The sequence below is a fragment of the Nonomuraea candida genome (assembly GCF_000725485.1).
Lineage (GTDB): Bacteria > Actinomycetota > Actinomycetes > Streptosporangiales > Streptosporangiaceae > Nonomuraea > Nonomuraea candida.
In genome coordinates, this window is record NZ_JOAG01000004.1 from 112350 (window position 1) to 135075 (window position 22726).

The 22726-nt window shown below is 73.0% G+C and carries 23 protein-coding genes and 1 pseudogene; 13 read left to right on the plus strand and 11 right to left on the minus strand.

Annotated features, from left to right (window positions below; all coding sequences use genetic code 11):
* Nucleotides 1-221 precede the first annotated feature (221 nt).
* Nucleotides 222-1151 (minus strand): ATP-binding protein, encoded by a 930-nt coding sequence (locus tag IO39_RS02290; RefSeq protein WP_043615720.1) that lies wholly within the window; start codon nucleotides 1149-1151, stop codon nucleotides 222-224.
* A gap of 68 nt (nucleotides 1152-1219) precedes the next feature.
* Here IO39_RS02290 and IO39_RS02295 point away from each other — a divergent pair, with 68 nt between their 5' ends.
* The gene (locus IO39_RS02295) at nucleotides 1220-1723 is read left to right on the plus strand and encodes a tetratricopeptide repeat protein (protein ID WP_043615104.1); all 504 of its coding nucleotides are present in this window, start codon (nucleotides 1220-1222) and stop codon (nucleotides 1721-1723) included.
* A 189-nt stretch (nucleotides 1724-1912) separates the two neighbouring features.
* Here the strand turns inward: IO39_RS02295 and IO39_RS02300 are convergent, their stop codons facing one another.
* Complete coding sequence (locus IO39_RS02300) at nucleotides 1913-3295, minus strand: LCP family glycopolymer transferase (RefSeq protein WP_043615106.1); 1383 nt, start codon at nucleotides 3293-3295, stop codon at nucleotides 1913-1915.
* 128 nt (nucleotides 3296-3423) lie between these two features.
* Here IO39_RS02300 and IO39_RS02305 point away from each other — a divergent pair, with 128 nt between their 5' ends.
* Nucleotides 3424-4149, plus strand: coding sequence for a class I SAM-dependent methyltransferase (locus tag IO39_RS02305; protein ID WP_043615110.1), 726 nt, complete (start codon nucleotides 3424-3426; stop codon nucleotides 4147-4149).
* A 155-nt stretch (nucleotides 4150-4304) separates the two neighbouring features.
* Nucleotides 4305-5738, plus strand: a complete 1434-nt coding sequence (locus IO39_RS02310) for an MFS transporter (protein WP_043615112.1) — start codon at nucleotides 4305-4307, stop codon at nucleotides 5736-5738.
* Here the strand turns inward: IO39_RS02310 and IO39_RS02315 are convergent.
* Both IO39_RS02315 and IO39_RS02320 read right to left on the minus strand, forming a co-directional pair.
* Nucleotides 5716-6273, minus strand: a complete 558-nt coding sequence (locus tag IO39_RS02315) for a thymidylate synthase family protein (protein WP_052422347.1) — start codon at nucleotides 6271-6273, stop codon at nucleotides 5716-5718. The two genes, IO39_RS02310 and IO39_RS02315, sit on opposite strands and share 23 nt — an antisense overlap.
* A gap of 51 nt (nucleotides 6274-6324) precedes the next feature.
* Entirely contained in the window at nucleotides 6325-6996 is a 672-nt protein-coding gene (locus tag IO39_RS02320) for a hypothetical protein (protein WP_157547826.1), read from the minus strand.
* Nucleotides 6997-7169: 173 nt separating this feature from the next.
* On the opposite strand from IO39_RS02320, the gene IO39_RS02325 reads away from it, so the two are divergent.
* Nucleotides 7170-7682, plus strand: a complete 513-nt coding sequence (locus tag IO39_RS02325) for a flavoprotein (protein WP_043615118.1) — start codon at nucleotides 7170-7172, stop codon at nucleotides 7680-7682.
* On the opposite strand, the gene IO39_RS50160 is transcribed toward IO39_RS02325, so the two are convergent.
* A complete protein-coding gene (locus IO39_RS50160; RefSeq protein WP_052422348.1) occupies nucleotides 7667-8254 on the minus strand; it encodes a hypothetical protein in 588 nt (195 codons plus the stop codon). The two genes, IO39_RS02325 and IO39_RS50160, sit on opposite strands and share 16 nt — an antisense overlap.
* Before the next feature lie 279 nt (nucleotides 8255-8533).
* Here IO39_RS50160 and IO39_RS02335 point away from each other — a divergent pair, with 279 nt between their 5' ends.
* Nucleotides 8534-11674: an AfsR/SARP family transcriptional regulator gene (locus IO39_RS02335; protein ID WP_245641787.1), complete on the plus strand. Its 3141-nt coding sequence runs from the start codon at nucleotides 8534-8536 to the stop codon at nucleotides 11672-11674.
* A 144-nt stretch (nucleotides 11675-11818) separates the two neighbouring features.
* Here the strand turns inward: IO39_RS02335 and IO39_RS02340 are convergent, their stop codons facing one another.
* On the minus strand, nucleotides 11819-12688 hold the full coding sequence (locus IO39_RS02340) for a LysR family transcriptional regulator (protein WP_043615126.1): 870 nt from the start codon (nucleotides 12686-12688) through the stop codon (nucleotides 11819-11821).
* Nucleotides 12689-12759: 71 nt separating this feature from the next.
* On the opposite strand from IO39_RS02340, the gene IO39_RS02345 reads away from it, so the two are divergent.
* A complete protein-coding gene (locus IO39_RS02345) occupies nucleotides 12760-13638 on the plus strand; it encodes a 4-hydroxy-tetrahydrodipicolinate synthase family protein (protein ID WP_043615129.1) in 879 nt (292 codons plus the stop codon).
* Here IO39_RS02345 and IO39_RS02350 read toward each other — a convergent pair.
* Nucleotides 13600-14745, minus strand: coding sequence for an FAD-dependent oxidoreductase (locus tag IO39_RS02350; protein WP_043615132.1), 1146 nt, complete (start codon nucleotides 14743-14745; stop codon nucleotides 13600-13602). The two genes, IO39_RS02345 and IO39_RS02350, sit on opposite strands and share 39 nt — an antisense overlap.
* A gap of 85 nt (nucleotides 14746-14830) precedes the next feature.
* Between IO39_RS02350 and IO39_RS02355 the strand changes: the two genes are divergently transcribed.
* The 3 genes from IO39_RS02355 (at nucleotide 14831) to IO39_RS02365 (ending at nucleotide 18089) form a co-directional block, all read left to right on the plus strand.
* Complete coding sequence (locus IO39_RS02355; RefSeq protein ID WP_245641773.1) at nucleotides 14831-15271, plus strand: MarR family winged helix-turn-helix transcriptional regulator; 441 nt, start codon at nucleotides 14831-14833, stop codon at nucleotides 15269-15271.
* 178 nt (nucleotides 15272-15449) lie between these two features.
* Nucleotides 15450-17090 carry a TlrC/CarA/OleB/SrmB family ABC-F type ribosomal protection protein gene (locus IO39_RS02360; protein ID WP_043615135.1) on the plus strand — a complete coding sequence of 547 codons (1641 nt, stop codon included), beginning with the start codon at nucleotides 15450-15452 and terminating at the stop codon, nucleotides 17088-17090.
* A gap of 75 nt (nucleotides 17091-17165) precedes the next feature.
* A complete protein-coding gene (locus IO39_RS02365; RefSeq protein WP_245641774.1) occupies nucleotides 17166-18089 on the plus strand; it encodes an NADP-dependent oxidoreductase in 924 nt (307 codons plus the stop codon).
* Here IO39_RS02365 and IO39_RS02370 read toward each other — a convergent pair.
* The gene (locus IO39_RS02370; protein WP_043615140.1) at nucleotides 18079-19005 is read right to left on the minus strand and encodes an aminoglycoside phosphotransferase family protein; all 927 of its coding nucleotides are present in this window, start codon (nucleotides 19003-19005) and stop codon (nucleotides 18079-18081) included. The two genes, IO39_RS02365 and IO39_RS02370, sit on opposite strands and share 11 nt — an antisense overlap.
* A 118-nt stretch (nucleotides 19006-19123) precedes the next feature.
* On the opposite strand from IO39_RS02370, the gene IO39_RS02375 reads away from it, so the two are divergent.
* On the plus strand, nucleotides 19124-19966 hold the full coding sequence (locus IO39_RS02375) for a lipase family protein (protein WP_043615143.1): 843 nt from the start codon (nucleotides 19124-19126) through the stop codon (nucleotides 19964-19966).
* 26 nt (nucleotides 19967-19992) lie between these two features.
* On the opposite strand, the gene IO39_RS02380 is transcribed toward IO39_RS02375, so the two are convergent.
* Nucleotides 19993-20871 (minus strand): 1,4-dihydroxy-2-naphthoyl-CoA synthase, encoded by an 879-nt coding sequence (locus tag IO39_RS02380; RefSeq protein WP_043615146.1) that lies wholly within the window; start codon nucleotides 20869-20871, stop codon nucleotides 19993-19995.
* Between the two features lie 40 nt (nucleotides 20872-20911).
* Here IO39_RS02380 and IO39_RS02385 point away from each other — a divergent pair, with 40 nt between their 5' ends.
* On the plus strand, nucleotides 20912-21187 hold the full coding sequence (locus IO39_RS02385) for a hypothetical protein (protein ID WP_052422350.1): 276 nt from the start codon (nucleotides 20912-20914) through the stop codon (nucleotides 21185-21187).
* 38 nt (nucleotides 21188-21225) lie between these two features.
* Here IO39_RS02385 and IO39_RS02390 read toward each other — a convergent pair whose 3' ends face one another.
* Complete coding sequence (locus IO39_RS02390) at nucleotides 21226-21558, minus strand: ArsR/SmtB family transcription factor (protein ID WP_043615149.1); 333 nt, start codon at nucleotides 21556-21558, stop codon at nucleotides 21226-21228.
* An 87-nt stretch (nucleotides 21559-21645) separates the two neighbouring features.
* On the opposite strand from IO39_RS02390, the gene IO39_RS52165 reads away from it, so the two are divergent.
* Nucleotides 21646-21816 (plus strand): DUF3073 domain-containing protein, encoded by a 171-nt coding sequence (locus tag IO39_RS52165; protein ID WP_084772122.1) that lies wholly within the window; start codon nucleotides 21646-21648, stop codon nucleotides 21814-21816.
* A gap of 13 nt (nucleotides 21817-21829) precedes the next feature.
* Here the strand turns inward: IO39_RS52165 and IO39_RS59585 are convergent.
* A pseudogene (locus tag IO39_RS59585) lies at nucleotides 21830-22129 on the minus strand (cytochrome P450); the annotation flags it as partial.
* Between the two features lie 27 nt (nucleotides 22130-22156).
* Here IO39_RS59585 and IO39_RS02395 point away from each other — a divergent pair.
* Nucleotides 22157-22723, plus strand: a complete 567-nt coding sequence (locus tag IO39_RS02395; protein WP_052422351.1) for an NADPH-dependent F420 reductase — start codon at nucleotides 22157-22159, stop codon at nucleotides 22721-22723.
* The last annotated feature ends 3 nt before the right edge of the window (nucleotides 22724-22726 follow it).

Consider the following 22726-nt stretch of genomic DNA (forward strand, 5'->3'; position numbering starts at 1 on the left):
AAACGCTCCAGAATCCCGGTGGGGACAGTCGTGTGGGCGTCCCGGCAGCCGTCGGTTCGGCGGCCGTCGGTTCAGCGGCCGTCGGTTCGGCGGCCGTCGGTTCGGCGCGCCTCAGTTTCAGCGGCCTCGGTCCGAGCGGCCTCGGTCCGAGCGGCCTCGGTCCGAGCGGCCTCGGTTCGGGCGGGCCCGGGTTTCGCGGGTCCGCAGTGTCAGGGGCCGGTTCAGGGGCCGTAGACGAAGTCGGGGTCGATCTGGGCGGTCAGGTCGGCGCCGGTGCGGTCGTTGGCCCACGCGCGGGCGTTGCGCAGGTGGAACTCCACCGTCTGGCGGCCGAAGCGGGCCCAGTCTTTCTCCTGCTCGTCGAGGGTCTTGCGGAGCAGCGCGAGCGCGTCGGCGTTGGCCGGCTCAAGGTCGTCGAGGGCGAAGTGGCGGCCCTGCTCCATGGCGCGCACGGCGGCGGAGTGCTCCATCCAGGTCAGCAGGTCGTCGCCCACGTGCTCGCGCAGGAAGTCGACGTCGGCCTGGTCGTGCACCTTGTTGCCGACCACGGCGAGCGCGACGTCGTAGCGGGAGGCGTAGTCGCGATACTGGTGGTAGACGCTGACGCCCTGCCTGGTGGGCTCGGCCACCAGGAACGTCAGGTCGAAGCGGGTGAACAGCCCGGAGGCGAAGGAGTCGGCCCCGGCGGTCATGTCGACCACGACATATTCGCCCGGACCGTCGACCAGGTGGTTGAGCAGCAGCTCCACCGCTCCCACCTTGGAGTGGTAGCAGGCCACGCCGAGGTCGTCCTCGCTGAACGGGCCCGTGGCCAGCAGGCGCGGGCCGTCGGGGGTGGTCAGCCCGTAGGGGTCGGCGGCCAGGTCGCGGAAGCTCAGCAGCGTGGAGCCGCGGCCGGGCGGCGTGGTCTTGACCATGACGTCGGCGGAGGGGATGCGCGGGTTCGTGCCGCGCAGCCGGTCCTTGATCTCGGTGAGGTGGGCGCCGAGCGGCTCGGGCTGCCGGTCCAGGCCGAGCACCAGGGCCAGGTGCTGGTTGATGTCGGCGTCGATGGCGACCACGGGGCCGCCCTGGCCCGCCACGTGCCTGGCGAACAGGGCCGACATCGTTGTCTTGCCGCTGCCGCCCTTTCCGACGAACGCCACTCTCACGGTCATCTCCAGGTGAGGATGAAAATCGTTTCCGTTCCGGTCGATCGCCATCATGCCACACTGCGTGCATGCGTGATGAGGATTTGAGGTACGCGGTGCGGTTGCGTGAGAAGGGCGAGCGGGAGGAGGCCCGCCGGCTGCTGGTCGAGCTGGCGAGCCGGCATCCCGGCGACGCCGAGGTGGCCTACCAGACGGCATGGGTGCACGACTCGCTGGGGCTGGAGGCCGAGGCGGTGCCCTACTACGAGGCGGCGCTGGCCGGGGCGGGCCTTGACGAGGAGGACCGGCTGGGGGCCTACACCGGGCTGGGCAGCACGTTCCGGGTGCTCGGGCGCTATGAAGACGCGCTGGAGACGTTCCGGCGCGGGCTGGCGGAGTTCCCCGGCGATGCCGGGCTGCGCACCTTCATGGCGATGGCGCTGCACAACCTGGGGCGGTCGGGCGAGGCCGTCTCGACGCTGCTGACGGTGATCGCCGACTCCGACCGGGCGGGCCGGTACGAGCGGGCCATCCGCTACTACGCCGACCACCTGGACGAGACGGTCCAGGCCGGCCCGGACGAGACCGCCTAGACCGGCCCGGACGAGACCGCCTAGACCGGCCCGGACGAGACCGCCCAGACCGACCCGGACGAGACCTTCAGGCCGCCGGCCCGCACGAGACCTTCAGGCCGGCCCGGACAGACCTCCTCGACCGGTCCGGACGAACCTTTCAGGCCGATCCGGGCGAGCCCGGCCAGGCTCGTCCGGACGCGAGGCCGCTCAGGCGCAGGCCGCGTCGAGGCTGATCGGGGTCTCGGGGTCGGGGGTGGCCGACGGGGTGGTGCGGGCGGGGGCGGTCCTGGTGGACGCGTGCCCCTCCAGCGTGTCGGACACCTTGCGGCGGATGAGGTGCCAGTCGGGGTCGGCCGTGGTGATCAGCGGCGGCACGAAGTTCAGGCTGCGGATCCTGGCGTCCTTGACCTTCTGTGACAGGTCGATGACGGCCGGCAGCAGGTCCTGGGGCAGGTCGGTGGAGATGGCCCGCTTCGTGGCCGCCGCCAGGCGTTCGAAGCTGTTGAGCACGGTCATCGGGTCGGCCTGCTTGGCCACGGCGTTGAGCAGGCACTTCTGCCGGCCCATCCGCACGTAGTCGTCGCTGTCGGTGCGGGAGCGGCCGTACCAGAGGGCTTCCTGGCCGGAGAGCTTGCGGGTGCCGGCGGGCAGCAGGCCCTCGCGGTGCCGGCCGTACACGATGGGCTCCTTGATCGTGACGCGCACGCCGCCCATGGCGTCGATGATCTCGGCGAAGCCCTTCATGTCCACCATGGCGTAGTAGTTCAGCGGGATGCCGAGGATGTCGCCGATCGTCTGCTTGAGCAGCGCCGGGCCGCGCTTGCCTCTCTCCACGCCGGGTACCAGGTCCGGGTGGTCCTCGGCGTACTGGAAGACCTCGTTGAGCAGGCCGGGCGTGTCGGGGCCGTCGCCGGTGAAGCCCCAGGGGAAGCGGTCCCTGGCCGGGCCGTGGGGAAGCGGCACCTGCTGGAGGTTGCGCGGCAGGCCGAACAGCACGGTCTCGCCCGTCTCGACGTCCACGCTGGCCACGGTCATGCTGTCGGTGCGCACCCCCGGCCTGCTCGGCGCGGAGTCGCCGCCGAGGAGCAGGAAGTTGACCCGCCGGGCGCCGTTCCACGGGTCCTGGGCCAGCACCGGGGCGGTGGGGTTGACGTTGCGCGAGAACAGGCTGTGCACGACGTCGCGCGACACGTACGCCATCCGCGTGACGTAGGCCGTGGGCGCCAGCACCAGCGCGCACAGGGCGATGGCCAGGACGGTGGTCAGGAAGCGGCCGACGGTGTCGGAGCGGGCGGGGCGTACCAGGAGGAAGGACCAGACGATCACGCCGGTCCAGGCGAGCGCGATCACCACCAGCGCGACCGTGAGCCAGGCGAGCCAGAGCGGCTGGACGGCCAGGGACAGCAGGTCGGCGCTGAAGGCGGTGAAGACGGTCAGGACGCCGGCCAGCATCAGGACGTAGACCACCATGAGGGCCAGGCCGGTCCTGCGGCGCTCCGCGGCCAGGTGCGCGACCCCCCACAACACCGTCGACGCCACCGTGAGTGCGAGGCTCGCGCCCAGGCCGAATCGCCGATCTTCTCCCGTCATGCCTGGTCAAACCCCCATCGCGTGCTCATCCAAGCCACCCTAGTGACGCGAGGTGCGTGACGGCTGGTACGAAAAGGGAATGGTTCCGTCAAAACCCCACCAAGACCACCTTGAGATATGACGTGAATGTGAGCAAGCGACACGGCAGCTACGGTTTCGAGGCCCCGTGGGCGGTGGCCGGGCTGGTCCTCGGCGCGATCGTGCTGCTGGGGCTGGCGGTGGTCTCGTTCGCGCTCGACATCCTCGCCGCGGGCGTCGCCTTCCTGGCCGGCGCGCTCTACACGCTGGCCAGCGCCACCAGCCACCTCTACACGACGCGGCGCGGCAGGTTCGCGGTCTGGGCCCGGGAGCTGGGGCGGCTGCGCGGCGACGAGCGGCTCCTCGACCTGGGCTGCGGCCGGGGCGCGGTGCTGATGGCGGCGGCCGGGCTGCTGAAGGAGGGCCGGGCGACCGGCGTCGACCTGTGGCGGGCGGGCCGGCCGGGCGACGGGGAGGCGGCGGCCAGGGCGAACGCCGAGGCGGAAGGCGTCTCCGACCGGGTGGAGCTGGTCACGGGTGACCTGCGCGACCTGCCCTTCGGCGACGACTCGTTCGACGTGGTGGTGTCGAGCCGGGCCCTCCACCGCATCCCCGACGCCGGCGGCCGGGCGCGGGCCGTCCGCGAGGCGCACCGGGTGTTGCGGCCGGGCGGGCTGCTGCTGATCGCCGACGCCCGGCACGCCGCCGACCACGAGGAGACGCTGCGCGAGCTGGGCGTGGTGGACGTGCGGCGGCGCGACGGCGGCTGGCGGTTCTGGTACGGCGGCCCCTGGGCCGCCACCGGCATCCTCGAGGCCAGGAAACCCGCCGCGTGAAGGTCCGGGAGTCCCCCGTGTGAAGGTCCGGGGAGTCCCCGCGTGAAGGTCCGAGGGTCCCCGTGTGACGGTCCGGGAGGTCCCTGCGTGAAGGCCGTGGCGGGCGGAAATGTCCGCCGCCTAGAGTGCGGCTGCGTGGGTATCGCGTTGCGTTTATGAGCGACGTGGAAACCGGCACCGTCACCACCAAGGTGCCCGCGCGGCTGGACCGGCTGCCCTGGTCCCGCTGGCACTGGATGATCGTCATCGGGCTGGGCACCGTCTGGATCCTCGACGGGCTCGAAGTCACCATCGTCGGCAACCTCTCCGCGCAGCTCGCCAAGCCGGGCAGCGGCCTGGACATCACGCAGGCGCAGGTGGCGGGCACGGCCGCCGCCCTGTACGTGGCGGGCGCCTGCTCCGGGGCGCTGTTCTTCGGCTGGCTCACCGACAGGTTCGGCAGGAAGAAGCTGTTCATCCTGACGCTGGTCGTCTACCTGCTGGCGACCCTGATGACGGCGTTCTCGTTCAGCGTGTGGTGGTTCTTCCTGTTCAGGTTCCTGACCGGGTTCGGGATCGGCGGCGAGTACGCGGCCATCAACTCGGCCATCGACGAGCTCATCCCGAGCCGGCACCGGGGCCGCATCGACATCATCATCAACGGCAGCTACTGGCTCGGCGCGGCCGGCGGGGCGCTGCTGACCGTGCCGCTGCTGAACGACCTGCCGGTCAACATCGGCTGGCGGGTGGCGTTCGGGCTGGGCGTGGTGCTGGGCCTGGCCATCCTCCTCGTACGCCGCAACGTCCCGGAGAGCCCGCGCTGGCTGTTCATCCACGGCAGGCAACGGGACGCCGAGCGCATCGTGGACGACATCGAGGAGCAGATCGGCCGCGACGACCTGCCCGAGCCCGGCCGGTCGATCACCATCCACCAGCGCAAGTCGATCGGGTTCGTCCGGATCGCGCACACGATGGTGGCCCTCTATCCGAAGCGGACGGTGCTGGGGCTGTCGCTCTTCATCGGGCAGGCGTTCCTCTACAACGCGATCACGTTCGGGTACGCGCAGATCCTGTCCACGTTCTTCCAGATCGACACGCACACGGGCTACTACTTCGCGGTCATCGCGCTCGGGAACTTCCTCGGCCCGCTGCTGCTCGGGCACCTCTTCGACACCGTGGGGCGGATCCCGATGATCTCGGCCACGTACATCGGCTCCGGGCTGCTCCTGCTCGGGACGGCGTGGCTGTTCAGCCAGGGGCTGCTCACGGCGGTCACGCTGACCGCCTGCTGGTGCGCCGTGCTGTTCGTGGCCTCGGCCGGGGCCAGTTCGGCGTACCTGACGGTCAGCGAGATCTTCCCCATGGAGACCAGGGCGATGGCCATCGCGTTCTTCTTCGCGATCGGCACGGCGGCCGGCGGCATCGCGGGGCCGCTGGTGTTCGCCACGCTGGTCGAGAGCGGGGTGCCGGGCGACACGGCGCTGGCGTTCTGCATCGGGGCCGTGGTGATGATCCTCGGCGGGCTCGTGGAGCTGTTCCTCGGGGTCAAGGCCGAGCGCAGGAGCCTGGAGGACATCGCGGCACCGCTCACGACAGCGGACGCCACATGACCGGCAGCACCCTCGGGCTGTCGGACAGGTAGAGGTGCGGCACGTCCACGAACACCCGCATCGCGCCCTTCTCGACGCTCAGCTTCGAGGCCATCGCCGCGTGCACGTCCGCCAGCGGCAGATAGTTGAGGTAGCTGGTGAAGGCGTTCTGGGAGCGGAAGGTCGCGGTCATCACCAGGGCGCCCCGCCTGATCCGGAACGCCAGGCCGACCAGGCACGGCACCGTGTCGGGCGCCTCGCCGGGCGCGGTCAGCGAGATCCACGCGCTCTTGCTGTACGGCTTGAGCCGCAGCACGTCGGCGGCCCACGTGAGCTGGCCGCCGATCCTGGCCCCGTAGCTGTACTTGAAGGGCGGGACCACCACCTCCTCGCTGAACTTCCTGCGGTACAGCGCGAGCCGGTCGGCGTCGCCGTACCTGGCGATGATCGGATCGTCGCCGCTGATGCGGGCGATCTCGAACAGCACGGACGGCCCTTCGAGGACCGGGCCGCGATCGTCGTCGGCGAGGGTTCCCGCCGACCAGACATGGCGCATCAACTCAATCCACGCCTCCCCACATGACGCCCAATGTGCCGGGCCGGGCATTTATCCCTCCAAATGTGGAACTCGGTACGGGTTGCGAGGAAGCCTGCGCCGCCTGGTGACATTGCAGCGGATGTAGTAGACGGCGTAGTGGACCAGGGCGACGAGCAGGATGCCGAGCAGGAGCAGGAGCAGGTTCGGCTCCTGGCCGCTCAGGCCGGTGACGCCCACGGTCAGGTAGGTCGAGTTGGCCATGGCCAGCACCATCACGTTGATGCCCGGCCAGGCGAGGGGCGCGTACGTCTCGGGGAAGCGCGGGTCGACGGGCAGGTTGGGGCTCCAGTCGAGGTCGTCCCTGAGCCTGGTGGCGTACAGCAGGCGGAAGTTGTTGATCGCCCGGGCCGTCCTGGCGTGCGCGTTCACCGCCTCGATGAGGCGCAGGAACGGCAGCGCGCTGAGCACGCCGAACGCGGTGACCAGGGCGAACAGGTACCACGGCACGTCCTGCCACCTCGTCAGGCTCTGCGGGTCCACCACCTTGGCGCTGGCCAGCGCGATGGCCGCGAGGAAGGGGCCGGACAGCAGGCTCATCGCGAGCCTGGTCATCTTCAGGCGCTCTTCCTTGGCGGCGAGGTGGACCGCGTAGATGCCGCTGAAGTCCACGGCGGCAAGCTGGAGGAACTGGCTCGGCGCCAGGTCGTCCTCTTTGACCATGCGATGGGGGATCTTTCGCATGTATGCGCTCCTGGTCGATGTAACTCCAGTATGAGCACTTTTTCCCCGGATGAACCGCGATTTCTACCAATTGTTCCAACAAATCTCGACTCATCGCGGTCAGGGAGGCCGAGGGCCCGTCAGGGGATCCTGGAAGCCAGGAAAACCGTGCCGGTAGCGGGGAGTGCGTCGCGTTGAGCCGAACATCGCAAGAGGTCCTCTACCTCGTCGTCTGCGCCGCGGGAGCGGCGGAGGAGGCCGGGCGGCTCGTCGCCCTGGCCCAGGACGAAGGGTGGGCCGTGCAGGTCGTGGCCACGCCGTCCGCGCTGGACTTCATCGACGTGGCCGCGCTGGAACGGCAGACCGGGCGGCCCGTGCGCAGCCGGTACCGCAAGCCGCACGAGCCGAAGCCGCCCAGGGCCGACGCCGTGATCGTGGCGCCTGCCACGTACAACACGGTCAACAAGTTCGCGCTGGGCATCGCCGACACGTACGCGCTGGGCGTGCTGGCCGAGGCGCCGGGGCTGGGCATCCCCGTGGTGGTGGTGCCGTTCGTCAACGAGGCGCTGCGCGCGCGTACGCCGTTCCGCCGCAGTGTGGAGGATCTGCGGGCGGACGGCGTACGGGTGGTGCTTGACCCCGGGGACGATCCGTGGGGGCGGGCGCTGGCCGAGCTGGGCGTGCGGCCGGGTCACCTGCGGAAGTAGGCGCGGGCGGAGGGCAGCAGGAGCAGGACGACGACGGCCACCGAGGCGGCCAGGGTGAAGACCATCCGGCCCTGCGAGACGGCCGTCAGCCAGCCGGGATAGACGCTCTCGCTCGCGTCGATGATCGCCTGCGCGTCCGCGCCGGCGCCGAGCAGGTCCTGAAGGTACTGCGTCCTGGAGAGCTGGCTGGTGACGATGAAGACGTCGAGGAGGAGGAAGATCGGCTGGATGACCAGGGTCAGCACGCGGCCGGCCCGCCTGCCCGCCAGGTTGAGCCACCCGAGCACGGCGGCGACCAGCGCGGTGGTGACGGGCAGGACGAGCGCGGCGCCGCTCTCGTCGAAGCGGATGCCCTGCCGGGTCAGGACGTCGGGCGACAGGCCCTGCCTGGCCAGCTCGGCCTCGGCGGCGGCCTGGACGTCGGCGCCGAGCACGAGGCCGGCGACCGGGGCGATGAGGAAGGCGAGGGCGAACAGCAGCTGCAGGACGCCGGCGAGGGTGACGGCGCGGGGGCGGGCGGGGGCGACGGCGGGGGCGACTGTGCGGACGCGGTTCTTGGTGATGAGCTCCATGGCTCAGACCTTGCCGGGGGCCGCTGACGCGCCACAGACACCGCACAGACACCGCACAGACACCGCACTGACGCCGCACTGACGCCGCACTGACGCCGCTGCCGCCCGCTGCCGCCCGCTGCCGGCTGTTGCCGTGCGGTGCCGGATCGGCCGGTCGGTCGGCTGGCGGGGGGCGGGGGGTTCTGGAAGGCTTCCCGGGTGCGAATTGTGGTGCTTGGTCCGGTTCAGGTTCTTGGCGGTGACGGGACGCCTCTCGACGTCCCGGGTGCGCGGTTGCGGATGTTGCTCGCGCGGCTCGCGCTGGCGGGCGGCCGGCCGGTGTCCGCCGAGGCGCTGATCGACGACCTGTGGGGCGAGGAGGCTCCGTCGGGAGCGTCCGCCGCGTTGCAGGGGCTGGTGTCCCGGCTGCGCAGGGCGCTGCGCGGGGCCGCGACGGTGGAGCTGGTCGCGGGCGGCTACCGGCTGCCGATCGGCCCGGACGACGTGGACGTGCACCGCTTCGAGGAGCTGGCGGGCCGGGGGCGGCGCGAGCTGGCCGCGGGGCGGCATCACGAGGCCGCCGAGCTGCTCGGGGCCGCCCTGGCGTTGTGGCGGGGCGAGGCCCTGGCGGACGTGCTGGAGGCGCCGTTCGCGCGTACGACGGCGACGAAGCTCGACGAGGTCAGGGCCGCGGCCAGGGAGGACTGGTTCGAGGCCGAGCTGCGCCGGGGCCGGCACGCCGAGGTGCTGGCCGAGCTGGGCACGGCGGCCGCCGCGCAACCGCTGCGGGAACGGCTGGCCGAGCTGCGCATGCGGGCGCTGTCGGCCGCCGGGCGGCAGTCCGACGCGCTGGCGGTCTACGAGGAGCTGCGCGAGCGTCTGGCCGACGAGCTGGGCGTCGATCCCGCTCCCGAGCTGCGGGCCGTCCACCTGGCGCTGCTCCGCGGCGAGCTGGACCACCCCGTGGCGGCGAGCGGGTCCGAGCCGAACCGGCTGCCCGCCCGGCTGACCAGCTTCGTCGGCAGGGAGAAGGAGCTCGACCAGCTGCGGATCCTCCTGGCCGGCTCGCGGCTGGTCAGCATCGTCGGGCCCGGCGGCGCGGGCAAGACCAGGCTGTCGCTGGAGGCGGCCGACCGGCAGGGCGGGCGGGTGTGGTTCGTGCCGCTGGCCGGGCTGACCCGGCCCGACGACCTCGCCGAGGCCGTGCTCGGCGCCGTCGGCGGCAGGTCCGGCGGGCGCCAGCCGGGCGAGCCCGTGGACCGGCTGGTGGACCGGCTCGACGTGGGCGAGGCCGTGCTGCTGCTGGACAACTGCGAGCACCTGGTGGACGCCGTCGCCGAGCTGGCCGACACGCTGCTGGCCCGCCTGCCGCGCCTGCGCATCCTGGCCACGAGCAGGGAGCCGCTGGCGATCACCGGCGAGGCGCTGTGCCTCCTCGGGCCCCTGGAACTGCCCGAGGAGGGAGCCTCGCCGTCGGAGGCGGCCCGGGCGGCGGCGGTGCGCCTGTTCGTCGAGCGCGCCACGAGCGTCAAACCCGACTTCGCCGCCGACGCCTCCACCCCGGAGGCCGCGCCGGGGCCGGTGCTGGAGTCCGTGGTGGAGATCTGCCGGCGGCTGGACGGGCTGCCGCTGGCGCTGGAGCTGGCCGCGGCCCGGCTGCGCACGATGGGCGTGGACCAGATCGCGCGGCGACTGGACGACCGCTTCCGGCTGCTGACCTCGGGCAGCAGGACCGCGCTGCCGCGCCAGCGCACGCTGCTGGCGGTGGTGGAGTGGAGCTGGGACCTGCTGAGCGAGCGGGAACGGGCGCTGGCGCGCAGGCTGTCGATCTTCCCCGGCGGGGCCGACCTCGCCGCCGTGGAGGCGGTCTGCGCGGACGACCCCCCACCGCCCACGGGCGCGGCATCGGATGAGCGGGCGCCGGCCCGGGAAGGCGGTCCGCTGAGCGCACCGGCCGGGGAGGGCGGGTCGCCGGGTGAGCGGGTGCTGGCTCGGGAGGACGTGCTGGAGGTGATCGGCTCGCTGATCGAGAAGTCGATCGTGCAGCAGGCCGGCGGGCGCTACCGGATGCTGGAGACGATCCGCGCGTACGCAGCCGACCGGCTGGCCGCCGCCGGCGAGGACGTCTCCGCCCGGTTCGGCGAGCACTTCCTGGCACTGGCCGAACGGCACGAGCCGCTGCTGCGCACCCGCGACCAGCTCCGCGCGCTGGAGCTCTTCGACACCGAGCACGAGAACCTGGCGCTCGGGCTGAGCCTCGCCCTGGACGCCGCGGACGTGCGGACCGCCTCCCGGTTCGTCAGGGCGATGTTCTGGTACTGGGGGCTGCGTGGGATGACCACCCCGTACGTCGCCGCGATGGCCGGGGTGCTCGCGTTCGGCGACGCGCTGCCCCCACAGGAGCGGGCCGCCTTCGCCGTGATGCGCGGAGCGGCCGGCGCGCTGCGGCCCGGCTCCGACGCGGACCCGGGCGCGTCCACCGCCTTCCACCCCGCGCTGCCGATGCTGCTCATGGCGCAGCTCGCCGAGCCGCAGGACCAGGAGCGCCACCTGCGGGAGACGATGGCCTCGCCCGACCCCTGGGTACGCGCCAGCACGCTCATCACCCTCGACGAGGTCCGCGCGGAACAGGGCGACCTGCTGACCGGCGCGCCCGGCAGGCACGAGGCGCTGCGCGGCTTCGAGGCGGTGGGCGACCGGTGGGGGCTGGTGATGTGCCTGCTGCGGATCAGCCGCGAGCACTCCCTGCGCGCCGAGCACGAGCGCTCCGTCGCGGTCGCCGAGCGGGCCGTGGCCGTCGCCGCCGAGCTGGGCACCGAGCTGCACCTCTGCTGGACCAGGGGCCGGCTCGCCAGGGAGCGGATGAACGGCGGGGACCTGGCGGGCGCCGTCCGTGACCTCCGGGCCGCCCTGGGCCGGGCGGAGGCGGCCGGCCACCGCCGTACGCAGGCCAACATGTGGGCCCTCCTGTCGGTCGCGCACCGGCTGGCGGGCAAGACGGAGCAGGCAGAGCGCGCCCTCGACCGGCTGGAGGAGCTGACCGCCCGGCTGCCGTCGGGGGAGGGGCTGCCCGGCGACCTCATCGCGGGCTTCAGGATGGCCGGCCGGCTGGCGGAGGGCGCGGCGGAGGCGGCGCGGGCGCTGCTGCCGCGGGTCGTCCCCGCCCTGTCGGCCTTCGGTCAGGCGGGCGACCTGGCCTGGGGCGCGGAGCTGACCGCGATGCTGCTCCACCTGGAGGGCGACCCCGACGGTGCGGCGGAGTGGCTGGGCCTGAGCCAGGTCATCCGCGGGGCCTTCGACCAGGGCGACCCCGAGCTGCGCGAGCTGGTGTCCGCTCTGACCGGGAAGCTGGGCGAGGAGGGCTACCGGGCGGCGTACGGGCGGGGCGCGGCGGTCCCGCGGCAGGAGGCGCTGCGCCGGCTGGCCGACCAGGCAGGATGAGGCGCGGGCGCCCTCCCGGGCGGCCGGGCGACGGACGAAAGCGCGGGTGGGCTTCAGGCGGGCGGCGCGGCGACCCCCGGGCGGGCCGGGCGGGCCGGTTCAGAGGCAGGCGGGGACGGCTGTGTGCAAGGGCGGCGGGCCGGTTCAGAGAGGGAGGTGGGGGACGGCCGTGCGGAAGGCCGTCACGGCGGCGCCGATCGCCGGGTGCGCGCCGTTCCCCTTCCTGAAGGCCGCCAGCGTGCGGCGGCTCAGCGGCAGGCGGGTGAGCCGGACGCCGGGCGGCGGGGCGGTCGCCGCCAGGTGGGGCACGAGCGCGACCCCCAGGCCGGCGGCGGCGAAGGCCAGCACGGTGTCGAAGTCGTCGACGTGGTGGCGCACCCGGGGCTCGAACCCGGCCGCCTGGCAGGCCCGGATCGCCATGGAGTGGCAGAGCGTGCCGGGCTTGCCGGTGATCCACGCGTCGGATCGGGCCGCGGCGACGGAGGGGCGGTCGGTCAGGTACATCGGCTCGCCGAACAGCGGCGCGGTCTCGATCGAGGCGTCGGTGACGGGCGGGACGAAGTCGTACTCGTGCACGAGCGCCACGTCCAGCTCCCCCGCCCGCAGCGCGGCCGAGACGTCCGCCGGGTCGATCTCGGCCACCCGGGGCTCCAGCGCGGGATGCGCGCCGGTCAGGTGGGCGAGCGCGGGCGGGAGCAGCACCCGGGCGGCGGTCGGGAACGCGCCGATCCGCAGCGGCCCGGCTGGCCCGCCCCGGACGGCGGCGAGGGCCGCCGAGGCGCGTTCGAGCTGCTCCAGCACGGCCTGCGCGTGCTCCACCAGCAGGTGCCCGGCGGGCGTCAGCGTCACCGTGCGGCCGGTGCGCTCCAGGAGTGGCACGCCCGCCTCCCGCTCCAGCGCGCTGAGCTGCTGGGAGACGGCCGACGGCGTGAACGTGACCGCCTCGGCGACGGCGGCGATGGTGCCGCGCCGGGCGAGTTCGCGGAGCAGGTGGAGCTTGCGCGGGTCGAGCATAAGCTCAGCTTAAGCTCGAAGCCAGAAATCCGTGCTGGACCTGACGAGTCGCCGCACGGCAGGCTCGAAGCATGCTGAGAGGACTTCACGTACCGCTGATCACGCCCTTCGACGCCGCGGGCCGGGTGGCCGAGGACGCGATCGAGAAGCTCGGGCGGCACGTGCTCGACCAGGGCGCGGCCGGGCTGGTGGCGCTGGGCACCACCGGCGAGGTGGCCGCGCTCGACGCCGGCGAGCGGGCGCGGGTGATCGAGGCGTGCGCGCGGGCCTGCGGCGAGCGGGGGGCGCTGCTGACGGTGGGAGTGACGGGCAACGACACCCGCTCGACGGCCGCGGCGCTGCGGGACCTGCCGCCGGGGGTGGGGGCGGCGCTGGTGACGGTCCCGTACTTCCTGCGGCCCGGCGAGCGCGGGGTCGTGGCGCACTTCGAGGCGCTGGCGGAGGAGACGCCGGTGCCGCTGGTGGTCTACCACATCCCCTACCGGACCGGGCAGGCCGTCGGCGCCGCCGCGCTGCGCGAGATCGGCGCGCATCCGATGGTCGCGGGGGTGAAGTACGCCGCCGGCGGGATCGACCAGGACGCCGTCGACCTGCTCGCCGACCCGCCCGAGGGCTTCGAGGTGCTGGGCGGCGACGATCCGTTCGTCTCGCCGCTGCTCGCGCTGGGGGCCGCGGGCGGCATCCTCGCCTCCGCGCACCTGCGGACCCGCGACTTCGCGGAGCTGATCGACGCCTGGCACGCGGGGGACGTCACGCGGGCCAGGGAGCTGGGGCACCGGTTGTCCCGGTTGTCGGCCGCGTTGTTCGCCGAGCCGAACCCGACCGTGCTCAAGGGGGTGCTGCACGCTCTGGGCCTGATCCCCACCCCCGGCGTGCGCCTGCCGCTGCTGCCCGCCAGTGCCGCGTCGGTGTCACAGGCTCACCTGGTAGCGGTACATCCAGGCGAGTGACTCCTGGCTCGCGCTCTTCTTGAGGAAGATCGGCATCATCAGGTCGCGGAAGACCCGGGCGACCGGGCCCGCGGCCTTGCTGTTGCTGATGGTCCTGGAGTAGGCGACGACCCGCTCGGCCCGGGGGCGGCGCTCGGCCTCGAACCGCTGGAACGCCTGCTCGTGCCCGGCGCTGTCGCGCAGGCAGCGGGCCAGGACGACGGCGTCCTCGGCGGCCAGCGAGGCGCCCTGCCCGGAGCTGGGCGAGGTGGCGTGGGCGGCGTCGCCGGTCAGCAGCACCCGGCCGCGATGCCACACGGGCACCTCGGGCAGGTCGTGGATGGGCAGCCCCGGGCCGACGTCGCCGCGCCGGATGAGCTCGGCCGAGAAGTTCGCGTCGCCCTCGAACGCCTTGATCAGCACCGGCTTCCAGTCCTTCGGCACGTCCCCGAGCCGGCGGGGCAGGTTGGCGAACCACCAGGTCTCGCCCGAGGCGGCCACCGTGTAGCCGAAGAACGCGCGCTTGCCGAAGATCATGTTGTAGACGCCCGGCTCGCCGGCGAAGCCGGCGTCCCTGACGATGCCGCCGAAGCTGTACAGGCCGCTGTAGCGGGGGGCGGGGGCGGCCGGGTCGAGCAGGGAACGGGTGGCCGAGTGCACGCCGTCGCAGGCGATGAGCAGGTCGCCGGTGGCCCGGGTGCCGTCCTCGAAGACGGCCGTCACCGCGTCGCCCGTCTCCTCGTACGAGACCAGGCGCTTGCCGAAGGAGACGCGGATGCCGCGCCGCCCCGCCTCGTCGCGCACGATCCGGTACAAGTCGGAGCGCAGGACGGTGTGGCTCACGGTGCCGTCGTCGAGCCGCAGGCCGTTGGCCACCTCGCCGAGCCGCTTGCCGGTGCCGCTCCACATGACCATGCGCGGGGTCGGGATGCCCGCGGCCATGACCTCCCGGTGCGCGCCGAGGGTGCGCAGCGCCGCCAGGCCGTTGGAGGCCACGTTCAGGAACGAGCCCACGCTGTCGGCGCCGTGCCCGTACGCCTCGAAGATCTCGGCGTCGATGCCCGCGTCACGCAGCGCCATCGCGGTCACAGGTCCGGAGATGCCGCACCCTGCGATCAGAGCCTTCATGGTGATAACCTTTCGTTCGGTCGAACGAAATATTAGAGAAGGGCGGCAGGCGATGTCGAGAGGTATTTCGGAGAGGCGAAAGAATTTGCTGGAGGCGCTCAGCGCCGCCGGGCGCGAGCAGAGCAACGCCGCGGTGATGTACCACAGCGCGCTGAGCGAGCGGGTGGGGCTGGGCGTGACCGAGGAGAAGACGCTCGACCTGCTGCAACGCCTCGGTCCGCTGACGGCGGGGGAGATCGGCCGGCACACGGGGCTGGCGCCGGCCACCATCAGCGGGCTGATCGACCGGCTGGAGTCCAAGGGGCTGGTCCGCCGGGCACGCGACACCAAGGACCGGCGGCGCGTCATCGTCGAGATCGAGTACGCCCGGCTGGCCGGCTTCGCCGAGCTCTTCGAGCCGTTCATGGCGGGGCTGGCCCGGGTGTACGACCGCTACACCGATGACGAGCTGGAGCTGATCCTCGACTGGATCACCCGCGCGACGGCCGTCCAGCGCGAGGCCACCCAGACCCTGGGGGAAGCGTGAGGCAGGGGCCGGCCGGAAAAAGGGGCTGGACTTAAGTCATGAAAGGGGCTAACTTATCCCGCGATATGGGTTCCCTGTGATTCTCGCCCCCGAGGCGCTCCCGCGTTGAGCCAGTGGCTCCGCCGGTGCCGCCTCACCTCGGTCATTCTCCGAACCGATCAGAGGGGGTGGGCCCTTTATGCGTACTTCTGCTGCCCAACTGACTTTCCACGAGATCACCAAGCGTTACGACACCCGCGTCGTCCTGGACCGCGTGTCCTTCACGATCGCGCCCGGCGAGCGCGTCGGCGTGATCGGGGACAACGGCTCCGGCAAGTCCACGCTGCTCAAGCTCATGGCGGGCGAGGAGCGGCCGGACAACGGTGAGCTGACCGTCGTCGCACCCGGCGGCGTCGGTCACCTTCCGCAGTCGCTGGAGCTGCCGCCGCACGCGACGGTGGCCGACGTGATCGACCTGGCGCTGGCCGACCTGCGCGATCTGGAGGCCCGGATGCGCGCGGCCGAGCAGGCGCTCGGCGCGGCCGGCACGGCCGGACTGGACGGCTACGCCCGGCTGGTGGCGGAGTTCGAGGCCCGGGGCGGCTACGAGGCCGACGCCCGGGTGGACGCCGCGCTGCACGGGCTCGGGCTGGCCGGGCTCGACCGGGCCCGGCCGGTCGGCACGCTGTCCGGCGGCGAGCGCTCCCGGCTCGCGCTGGCCGCCACCCTGGCGGCCGAGCCCGAGCTGCTCCTGCTCGACGAGCCGACCAACGACCTGGACGACCAGGCCGTGGCCTGGCTCGAACAGCGCCTCCGCGCCCACCGGGGCACCGTGGTGGCGATCACCCACGACCGGGTGTTCCTGGAGCGGGTGACCGCCACCGTCCTGGAGGTGGACGAGGGGCGGGTGCGGCGCTACGGCGACGGATACTCCGGCTACCTCCGGGCCAAGGCCGCCGAGCGGGCGGCGCGGCTGCGGGCGTACGAGGAGTGGAAGCGGGAGCTGGCCCGGCACGGCGCGCTGGTCTCCGCCAACGCCGCCCGGCTGGCCGCGGTGCCGCGCAAGATGGCCAAGGCGGGGATGGGCACGGGCACGTGGCGGGCGCGGGCACGCACGCACGGGGCCGCCGGCCGCGTCCGGCAGTCCCAGCAGCGGATGCGCCGGCTCGCCGGCGACCCGGTGTCCCCGCCGCCCGACCCGCTGCGCTTCACCGCCTCCATCACGACCGCCCCCGCCCCTGACGAGCCCGCCACGCCCGGCCGGGCGGGCGAGGTGGCCGTGCTCGACGGGGTGCGGGTGGACGGGCGGTTGTGCCTGGACGGGCTGACCGTGCGGGCCGGTGAGCGGCTGCTCGTGACCGGTCCGAACGGGGCCGGCAAGACCACGCTCATGCGCGTCCTGGCCGGGGAGCTGCGGCCGGACGCGGGCACCGTGCGGCGGGCGGGCCGGATCGGCCACCTCCGGCAGGACGAGGCGGCCGGCCCGCCGGAGCGCACCGTGTTGCGGGCCTACGCGCACGGACGCCCCGGCTCGCTCGACGAGCACGCGGACGCGCTGCTGGCTTTGGGGCTGTTCCGGCCCTCGGACCTGCGGTTGCGCCTGGGCGAGCTGTCGTACGGGCAGCGCCGCAGGATCGAGCTGGCCCGCCTGGTCAGCGAGCCCGTGGACCTGATGCTGCTCGACGAGCCGACGAACCACCTGTCGCCGCTGCTCGTCGAGCAGCTCGAAGAGGCGCTGGCCCGCTACGAGGGCGCGCTGGTGATCGTCACGCACGACCGCCGCATGCGCGCCGCCTTCACCGGCTCCCGCCTGGAGCTGCGCGCGGGCTCAGCCGCATGACCGCCGGGCAGAAACGTTCCCCGGATCGGTCTGCGAATTGACCTCAACCATGGTTGAGGTGGAACGCTCTTCCCCATGAGCGAAGTGATGAGAGCGGCGGCGTTCGCCGAGCCGGGCGGTCCCGACGTGCTGAAGCTGATGGAGCTGCCCGCGCCCCAGGCGGGCCCCGGCCAGGTGCGGGTGCGGGTGCGCGCGGCCGGCGTGCAGCCCTTCGACACCGCCATCAGGAGCGGCTGGCTGCCGCAGTACCTGGAGGAGATCCCCTACCCGCGCATTCCCGGCAACGAGTTCGCCGGCGTGGTCGACCAGGTGGGCGCCGACGTGACCGGGATCGCGCCGGGGACGGAGGTGCTCGGCTTCACGGCGCTGTTCAGCTACGCCGAGTACGTCGTGGTGCCCGCCGCCAACGTGACGGCCAAGCCGGCCGGGGTGCCGTGGGAGGTGGCCGGCGGGCTGACCGCGGGGGTGCAGACGGCGGAGCTGGCGATCGACGGGATGGGCCTGGCCGGGGGCGAGACGCTGCTCGTGCACGCCGCGGCCGGCTCGGTCGGCACGGCGGCCGTGCAGATCGCCCGGCGGCGCGGGGCTACCGTGATCGGCACCGCCCGCGCCGCCAACCACGACTACCTGCGCGAGCTGGGCGCCATCCCCGTCGAGTACGGCGAGGGGCTGGCCGACCGGGTGCGCGCGCTCGCGCCCGGCGGGGTGCACGCGGCGCTCGACGGGGCCGGCGGGCACGCGCTGGAGGTCTCGATCGAGCTGGTCAAGGAGCGGGAGCGCATCGTCACGCTGGTCGAGCACGCCAAGGCGGCCGGGCTCGGCGTGCGCGTGGTGCAGGGGGAGCGCTCCGCCGAGCGGCTCGCGCGCTACGCCGCCCTGTACGCCGCGGGCGACTTCACCTGGACGGTGCGCCGGGCGTACCGGCTGGAGGAGGCCGCGGACGCGCACCGCGAGGTCGAGACCGGCCACGGCCGCGGCAAGGTGGTCCTCACCATCTGACCCAGAGGGCTTCGGCGACGGCGAGCATGACCTCGCTCAGCTCGTCCTCGCCGCCCTCCGCCTCCCACAGGCAGTTCTGCAGCACCCGGCCGAGCGTCCAGCCGGCCGCCCGCCGCCGGTCGAGGCCGAGCCCGTCCACCATGAGGTCGAAGCGCCGCAGCACCGCCCGCGCGACGTCACCGGTGGCGACCACCTCGTCCCACCGGTTCCACAACGCGGGCAGCAGCTCGAACCCCGGATCGCCGGCCAGCGGCTTGGGGTCGATGGCCAGCCACGGCTCCCGCTCGGCGGCCAGCACGTTGTCGTAGTGCAGGTCCCAGTGCAGCAGCCGGTCGCCGCCGGGTGGCGCGGGCTCGGCGGCCAGTTCGGCGACGGCGCCGGCGCAGTGGCGCACCCAGTGGCGGTCCCGCTCGCGGGGCAGGCGCGCCAGCGCCGGGTCCACGCGGTCCAGCATGCGCCGCGCGACCTCGTCCAGCCCGCGCGTCCCCTCCGGCGCGGGACGGCGCACCAGGCGGCGCAGCAGGCCGGTGAGAATCTCCAGGGCGCGCATGACGTCGGGCTCGGCCGACAGCGACCGGCCGCCGTCGAGCCGTTCGAGCAGCATCGTGCCGGTATGCGGGTCGGATTCGAGCAGAAGCACCGAGCCGTCGCCCGCCCACGCCCGCAGGGCCACGGCCTCGCCGGCCGTCTCCTCCGTCACGGGCTGGAGCTTCAGCGCGGCCCTGGTGCCGTCGGCGCGCACGACGGGCAGCACGAGGGCGACGATCCCGTGGCGGGGCTCGCCGTCCGGCCGCAGGTCCCACTCGTCGAGGAAGCGCCCGGCCAGCGCGGGCAGCGCCGCGGTCCAGGCCGGCCCGGCGTCCTCCTCGTGTCGCAGATGGGACGCGGCCAGCGCCTCGGGAACCGTGATCCTCATGGCCCCAGTCTGCCAAGGGTCGCGGATCCAGGGCTTCCCCTTATACGGACCCTGGGGCGCCGCGCGCCCCGCCGTGCCTACCCTGGCACCCCGATGGGAATGGGAGGGCTGGCCGGCCATGACGACGATCGTGTTCCTCCACGGGCGGGGGCAGGAGGGCAAGGACCCGAAGGCGATGCTGGAGAAGTGGCGCGCCGCGCTCGCGGCGGGCCTGGGCGCCGCCACGCTGAGCGTCCCGGCGGTGCTCCCTTACTACGGCAACGTGCTGCACCGCGTCACCGCCCAGACCGCCAGGCGGGTCGACATCCTGGACCTGCCCCCGGGCGGCGAGGAAGAGGAGATGCCCTTCCACCCCTTCATGCCCGAGGACGTCGGCGAGCTCGAACGCCGCCTGCTCGCCGACCTGGCCGCCGGCGCGGGCGTGCCGCAGGAGATGATGGGCCTGACCGACGTGCTGTCGTGGACGATGGCCCGCCGCCTGCTCACCTGGCTCTCCCGGAACACCAGCGTGGACAAGGAGATCATCAAGATCTTCCTCCAGGACGTCGCCGTCTACCTCAGCCGGGGCAGGCAGCCGGTGCTCGACGAGGTGCGCCGCTTCCTGCCCGCCACCGGGCCCATCGTGCTGGTCTCGCACAGCCTGGGCACGGTGGTGGCCAGGGACCTGCTCGTGGACGAGCCCCTGCGCCGGCGCGTCACGTTCTGGGTGACGGCCGGCTCGCCGCTCGGGATGCCCACGATCCAGCGCAACCTGCTGGCCAAGGGCACCAGGCATCCGGGCATGCCGTGGCTGACCGCCTATGACGTCAACGACATCGTCGCGCTCGGCCACCCGCTGGACGGCGCCTGGGGCACGCCGCTGAGCCAGGTCGAGGTGGAGAACCGCGACGAGCCGCACGACATCGAGCGCTACCTGCGCCACGACGCGGTCGCCGGTCCGATCGGCCGGGCCTGCGCCTGACCGGCCGGGCCTGCGCGGAGTGACTGCTAGTAGTGCCAGGGGAAGGGCGACCAGTCCGGCTCGCGCTTCTCCAGGAACGAGTCGCGCCCCTCGGCGGCCTCCTCCGTCATGTACGCCAGCCGCGTCGCCTCACCCGCGAACACCTGCTGCCCGACCAGCCCGTCGTCGACCGCGTTGAAGGCGAACTTGAGCATGCGCTGCGCGGTCGGCGACTTGCCGTTGACCTTGCCCGCCCACTCCAGCGCCGTCTTCTCCAGCTCCTCGTGCGGGACCACGGCGTTGACCATGCCCATGCGGTGGGCGTCGGCCGCCGTGTAGGTGTCGCCGAGGAAGAAGATCTCGCGGGCGAACTTCTGCCCGACCTGCCGCGCCAGGTACGCCGACCCGAACCCGCCGTCGAAGCTGGCCACGTCGGCGTCGGTCTGCTTGAAGCGGGCGTGCTCGGCGCTGGCGATCGTCAGGTCGGCCACGACGTGCAGGCTGTGCCCGCCGCCCGCGGCCCAGCCGGGCACCACGCAGATCACGACCTTGGGCATGAAGCGGATCAGGCGCTGCACCTCCAGGATGTGCAGGCGGCCGGTGGAGGGGGTGCCGTCGGCGTACTGGTAGCCGTCCTTGCCCCTGATGCGCTGGTCGCCGCCGGAGCAGAAGGCCCAGCCGCCGTCCTTGGGCGAGGGGCCGTTGCCGGTCAGCAGCACGCAGCCGACGTCGGTGGTCTGCCGGGCGTGGTCGAGCGCGCGGTAGAGCTCGTCCACCGTCTGCGGCCGGAAGGCGTTGCGGACCTCGGGACGGTTGAAGGCGACACGCACGGTGCCCTGGTCGACCGCGCGGTGGTAGGTGATGTCGGTGAAGTCGAATCCCTCGACCGGCTGCCAGGCCTTGGGATCGAACAGCTCGGAGACCATGGCCGAGAGCCTAACGGATCTGCCTTTCGGCCCATTCGCCGTGCTGGGTATCGGCAGGCCGGTCACGCTGGGGATCGCGCGCACGATGGCGCCCCCGCAGGTCTGGGAGGGCCCGCCGTCCCGCCGCGTCAACGTGGTCATCACGACGGCCTGGGCGGCGGCCTTCACCGCCGCCGCCATCTCGCTGTCCCTCCTGCCCGCGGCCGCGCCGCACGCGACCACGGCCGTGATCGTCATCAAGGCGCTCTCGTACGCCCTGCCCGCCCTCTTCACCGCCTGGTATCCCCGGCGCGTGCGGCGGGCGCCGGCCAGGTGATCCGGCGGCTGTGTCACTTCTTCCGGTGGATCCGGCGGTTATGTCACTTCGGCTCGCAGCTCGGCGAGCAGCTCTCCCTGGTCGGCCAGCATGTCGGTGAGGATGCGCCGGGCGGCGCCCAGCAGGTCGGCCAGCTCGGGCGTGGCCAGCGTGTAGACCACGGTGCTGCCCTCGCGGATGGCGCTGACGATGCCCGCCCTGCGCAGGACGGCGAGCTGCTGGGACAGGCTCGAAGCCTCGATGTCGATCTGGGCCAGAAGATCCCTGACGGGAAGCGGCCCTTCCTGGAGTAGCTCCAACACTCGGATGCGAGCGGGGTGGCCGAGCGTTCGGAAGAAGTCGGCCTTGGCCTGATAGACCTCCACGTGCATAGTGTCAGGGTAATCCAGTGAAGTTGCATAATTCTTCAAGTCGCTAGGTTGTCGGATAGCATGACTGCGGGGACTTAGGGAGTTGCCATGGGCCGAGGAAGAGCCAAGGCGAAGCAGACGAAGGTCGCGCGCCAGCTGAAGTACGCCAACCACAACATCGACTACGACCGGCTCCGGGAAGAGCTGGGTGCGGACACGCGACGTGAGGAGCTCTACCCGCCCACGCCGTCGGAGCAGGAGTCCGAGCGCGGGCGATGACGCGGGTCGGCTTCGCGGGGGCGAGGGTGACGTTCGCCGGCCGCGGGGTCTCGGGCGCCTGATCGGGCGCCGTGAGCTCCACGCGGCGCAGCACCTCGCGGATGATGACGCGCATCTCCAGGAGCGCCGGTCGCGCTGCCACGCAGAGGCGCCGCCCGCCGCCTGACGGCATCCGGGCTCTGCCCTGGTGCCCCTCCGGAAAGCGCTCAGGACCGAGCTGTCCGGGCGTGGGGAAGGCGGCGGGTGGTTGAGCACCTCCGGCCATCGGAGGGGCCATCCCGGGGCAAAGGTGTGGTTGGGGAAGGAATGTCATCGGCGGCGTTGGGCAGGTTTTCCCGACATGCGCGTAGGAATCGTGGGTTCCGGAAGGCTGGGCTCGCCGCTCGGCCGCCTGCTCGCGGTGGCGGGCCACGACGTGTTCTTCAGTGACGCCGACCCCACCCGCGCCGCGGCGGCCGCCGGCGCGGCCGAAGGGCAGGCCAGGGACGGCGAGCCGATCGAGGCCGCGCGGTTCGGCGAGGTCGTCGTGATGGCGGTCGGGTGGGAGGCGTTCCCCGTGGTGGTGGCCGAGCTGGGCCGCACGCTCGCGGGCCGGATCGTGGTCGATCCGAGCAACCCGATCACCGAGCGCGACGGCGCGGCCGTGGTGGTGGCCGTCCCGGACGGGCTGACCAGCCCGCAGTACCAGCAGCACGTGCTGGGCGAGGGGGTCCGCCTGGTGCGCACGTTCAACACGAAGTACCCCAACGAGCTGCTGGAGCTGGGCATCGCCGGCCAGCGCGGCGGCCCGCGGGCCGACATGCCCTACTGGGGCGACGACGACGAGGCCAAGAAGGCCGTGGTGCCGCTCATCGAGGACGCCGGGTTCACCGCCATCGACGGGGGCGGGCTGTCGGAGGCCCTGTGACCG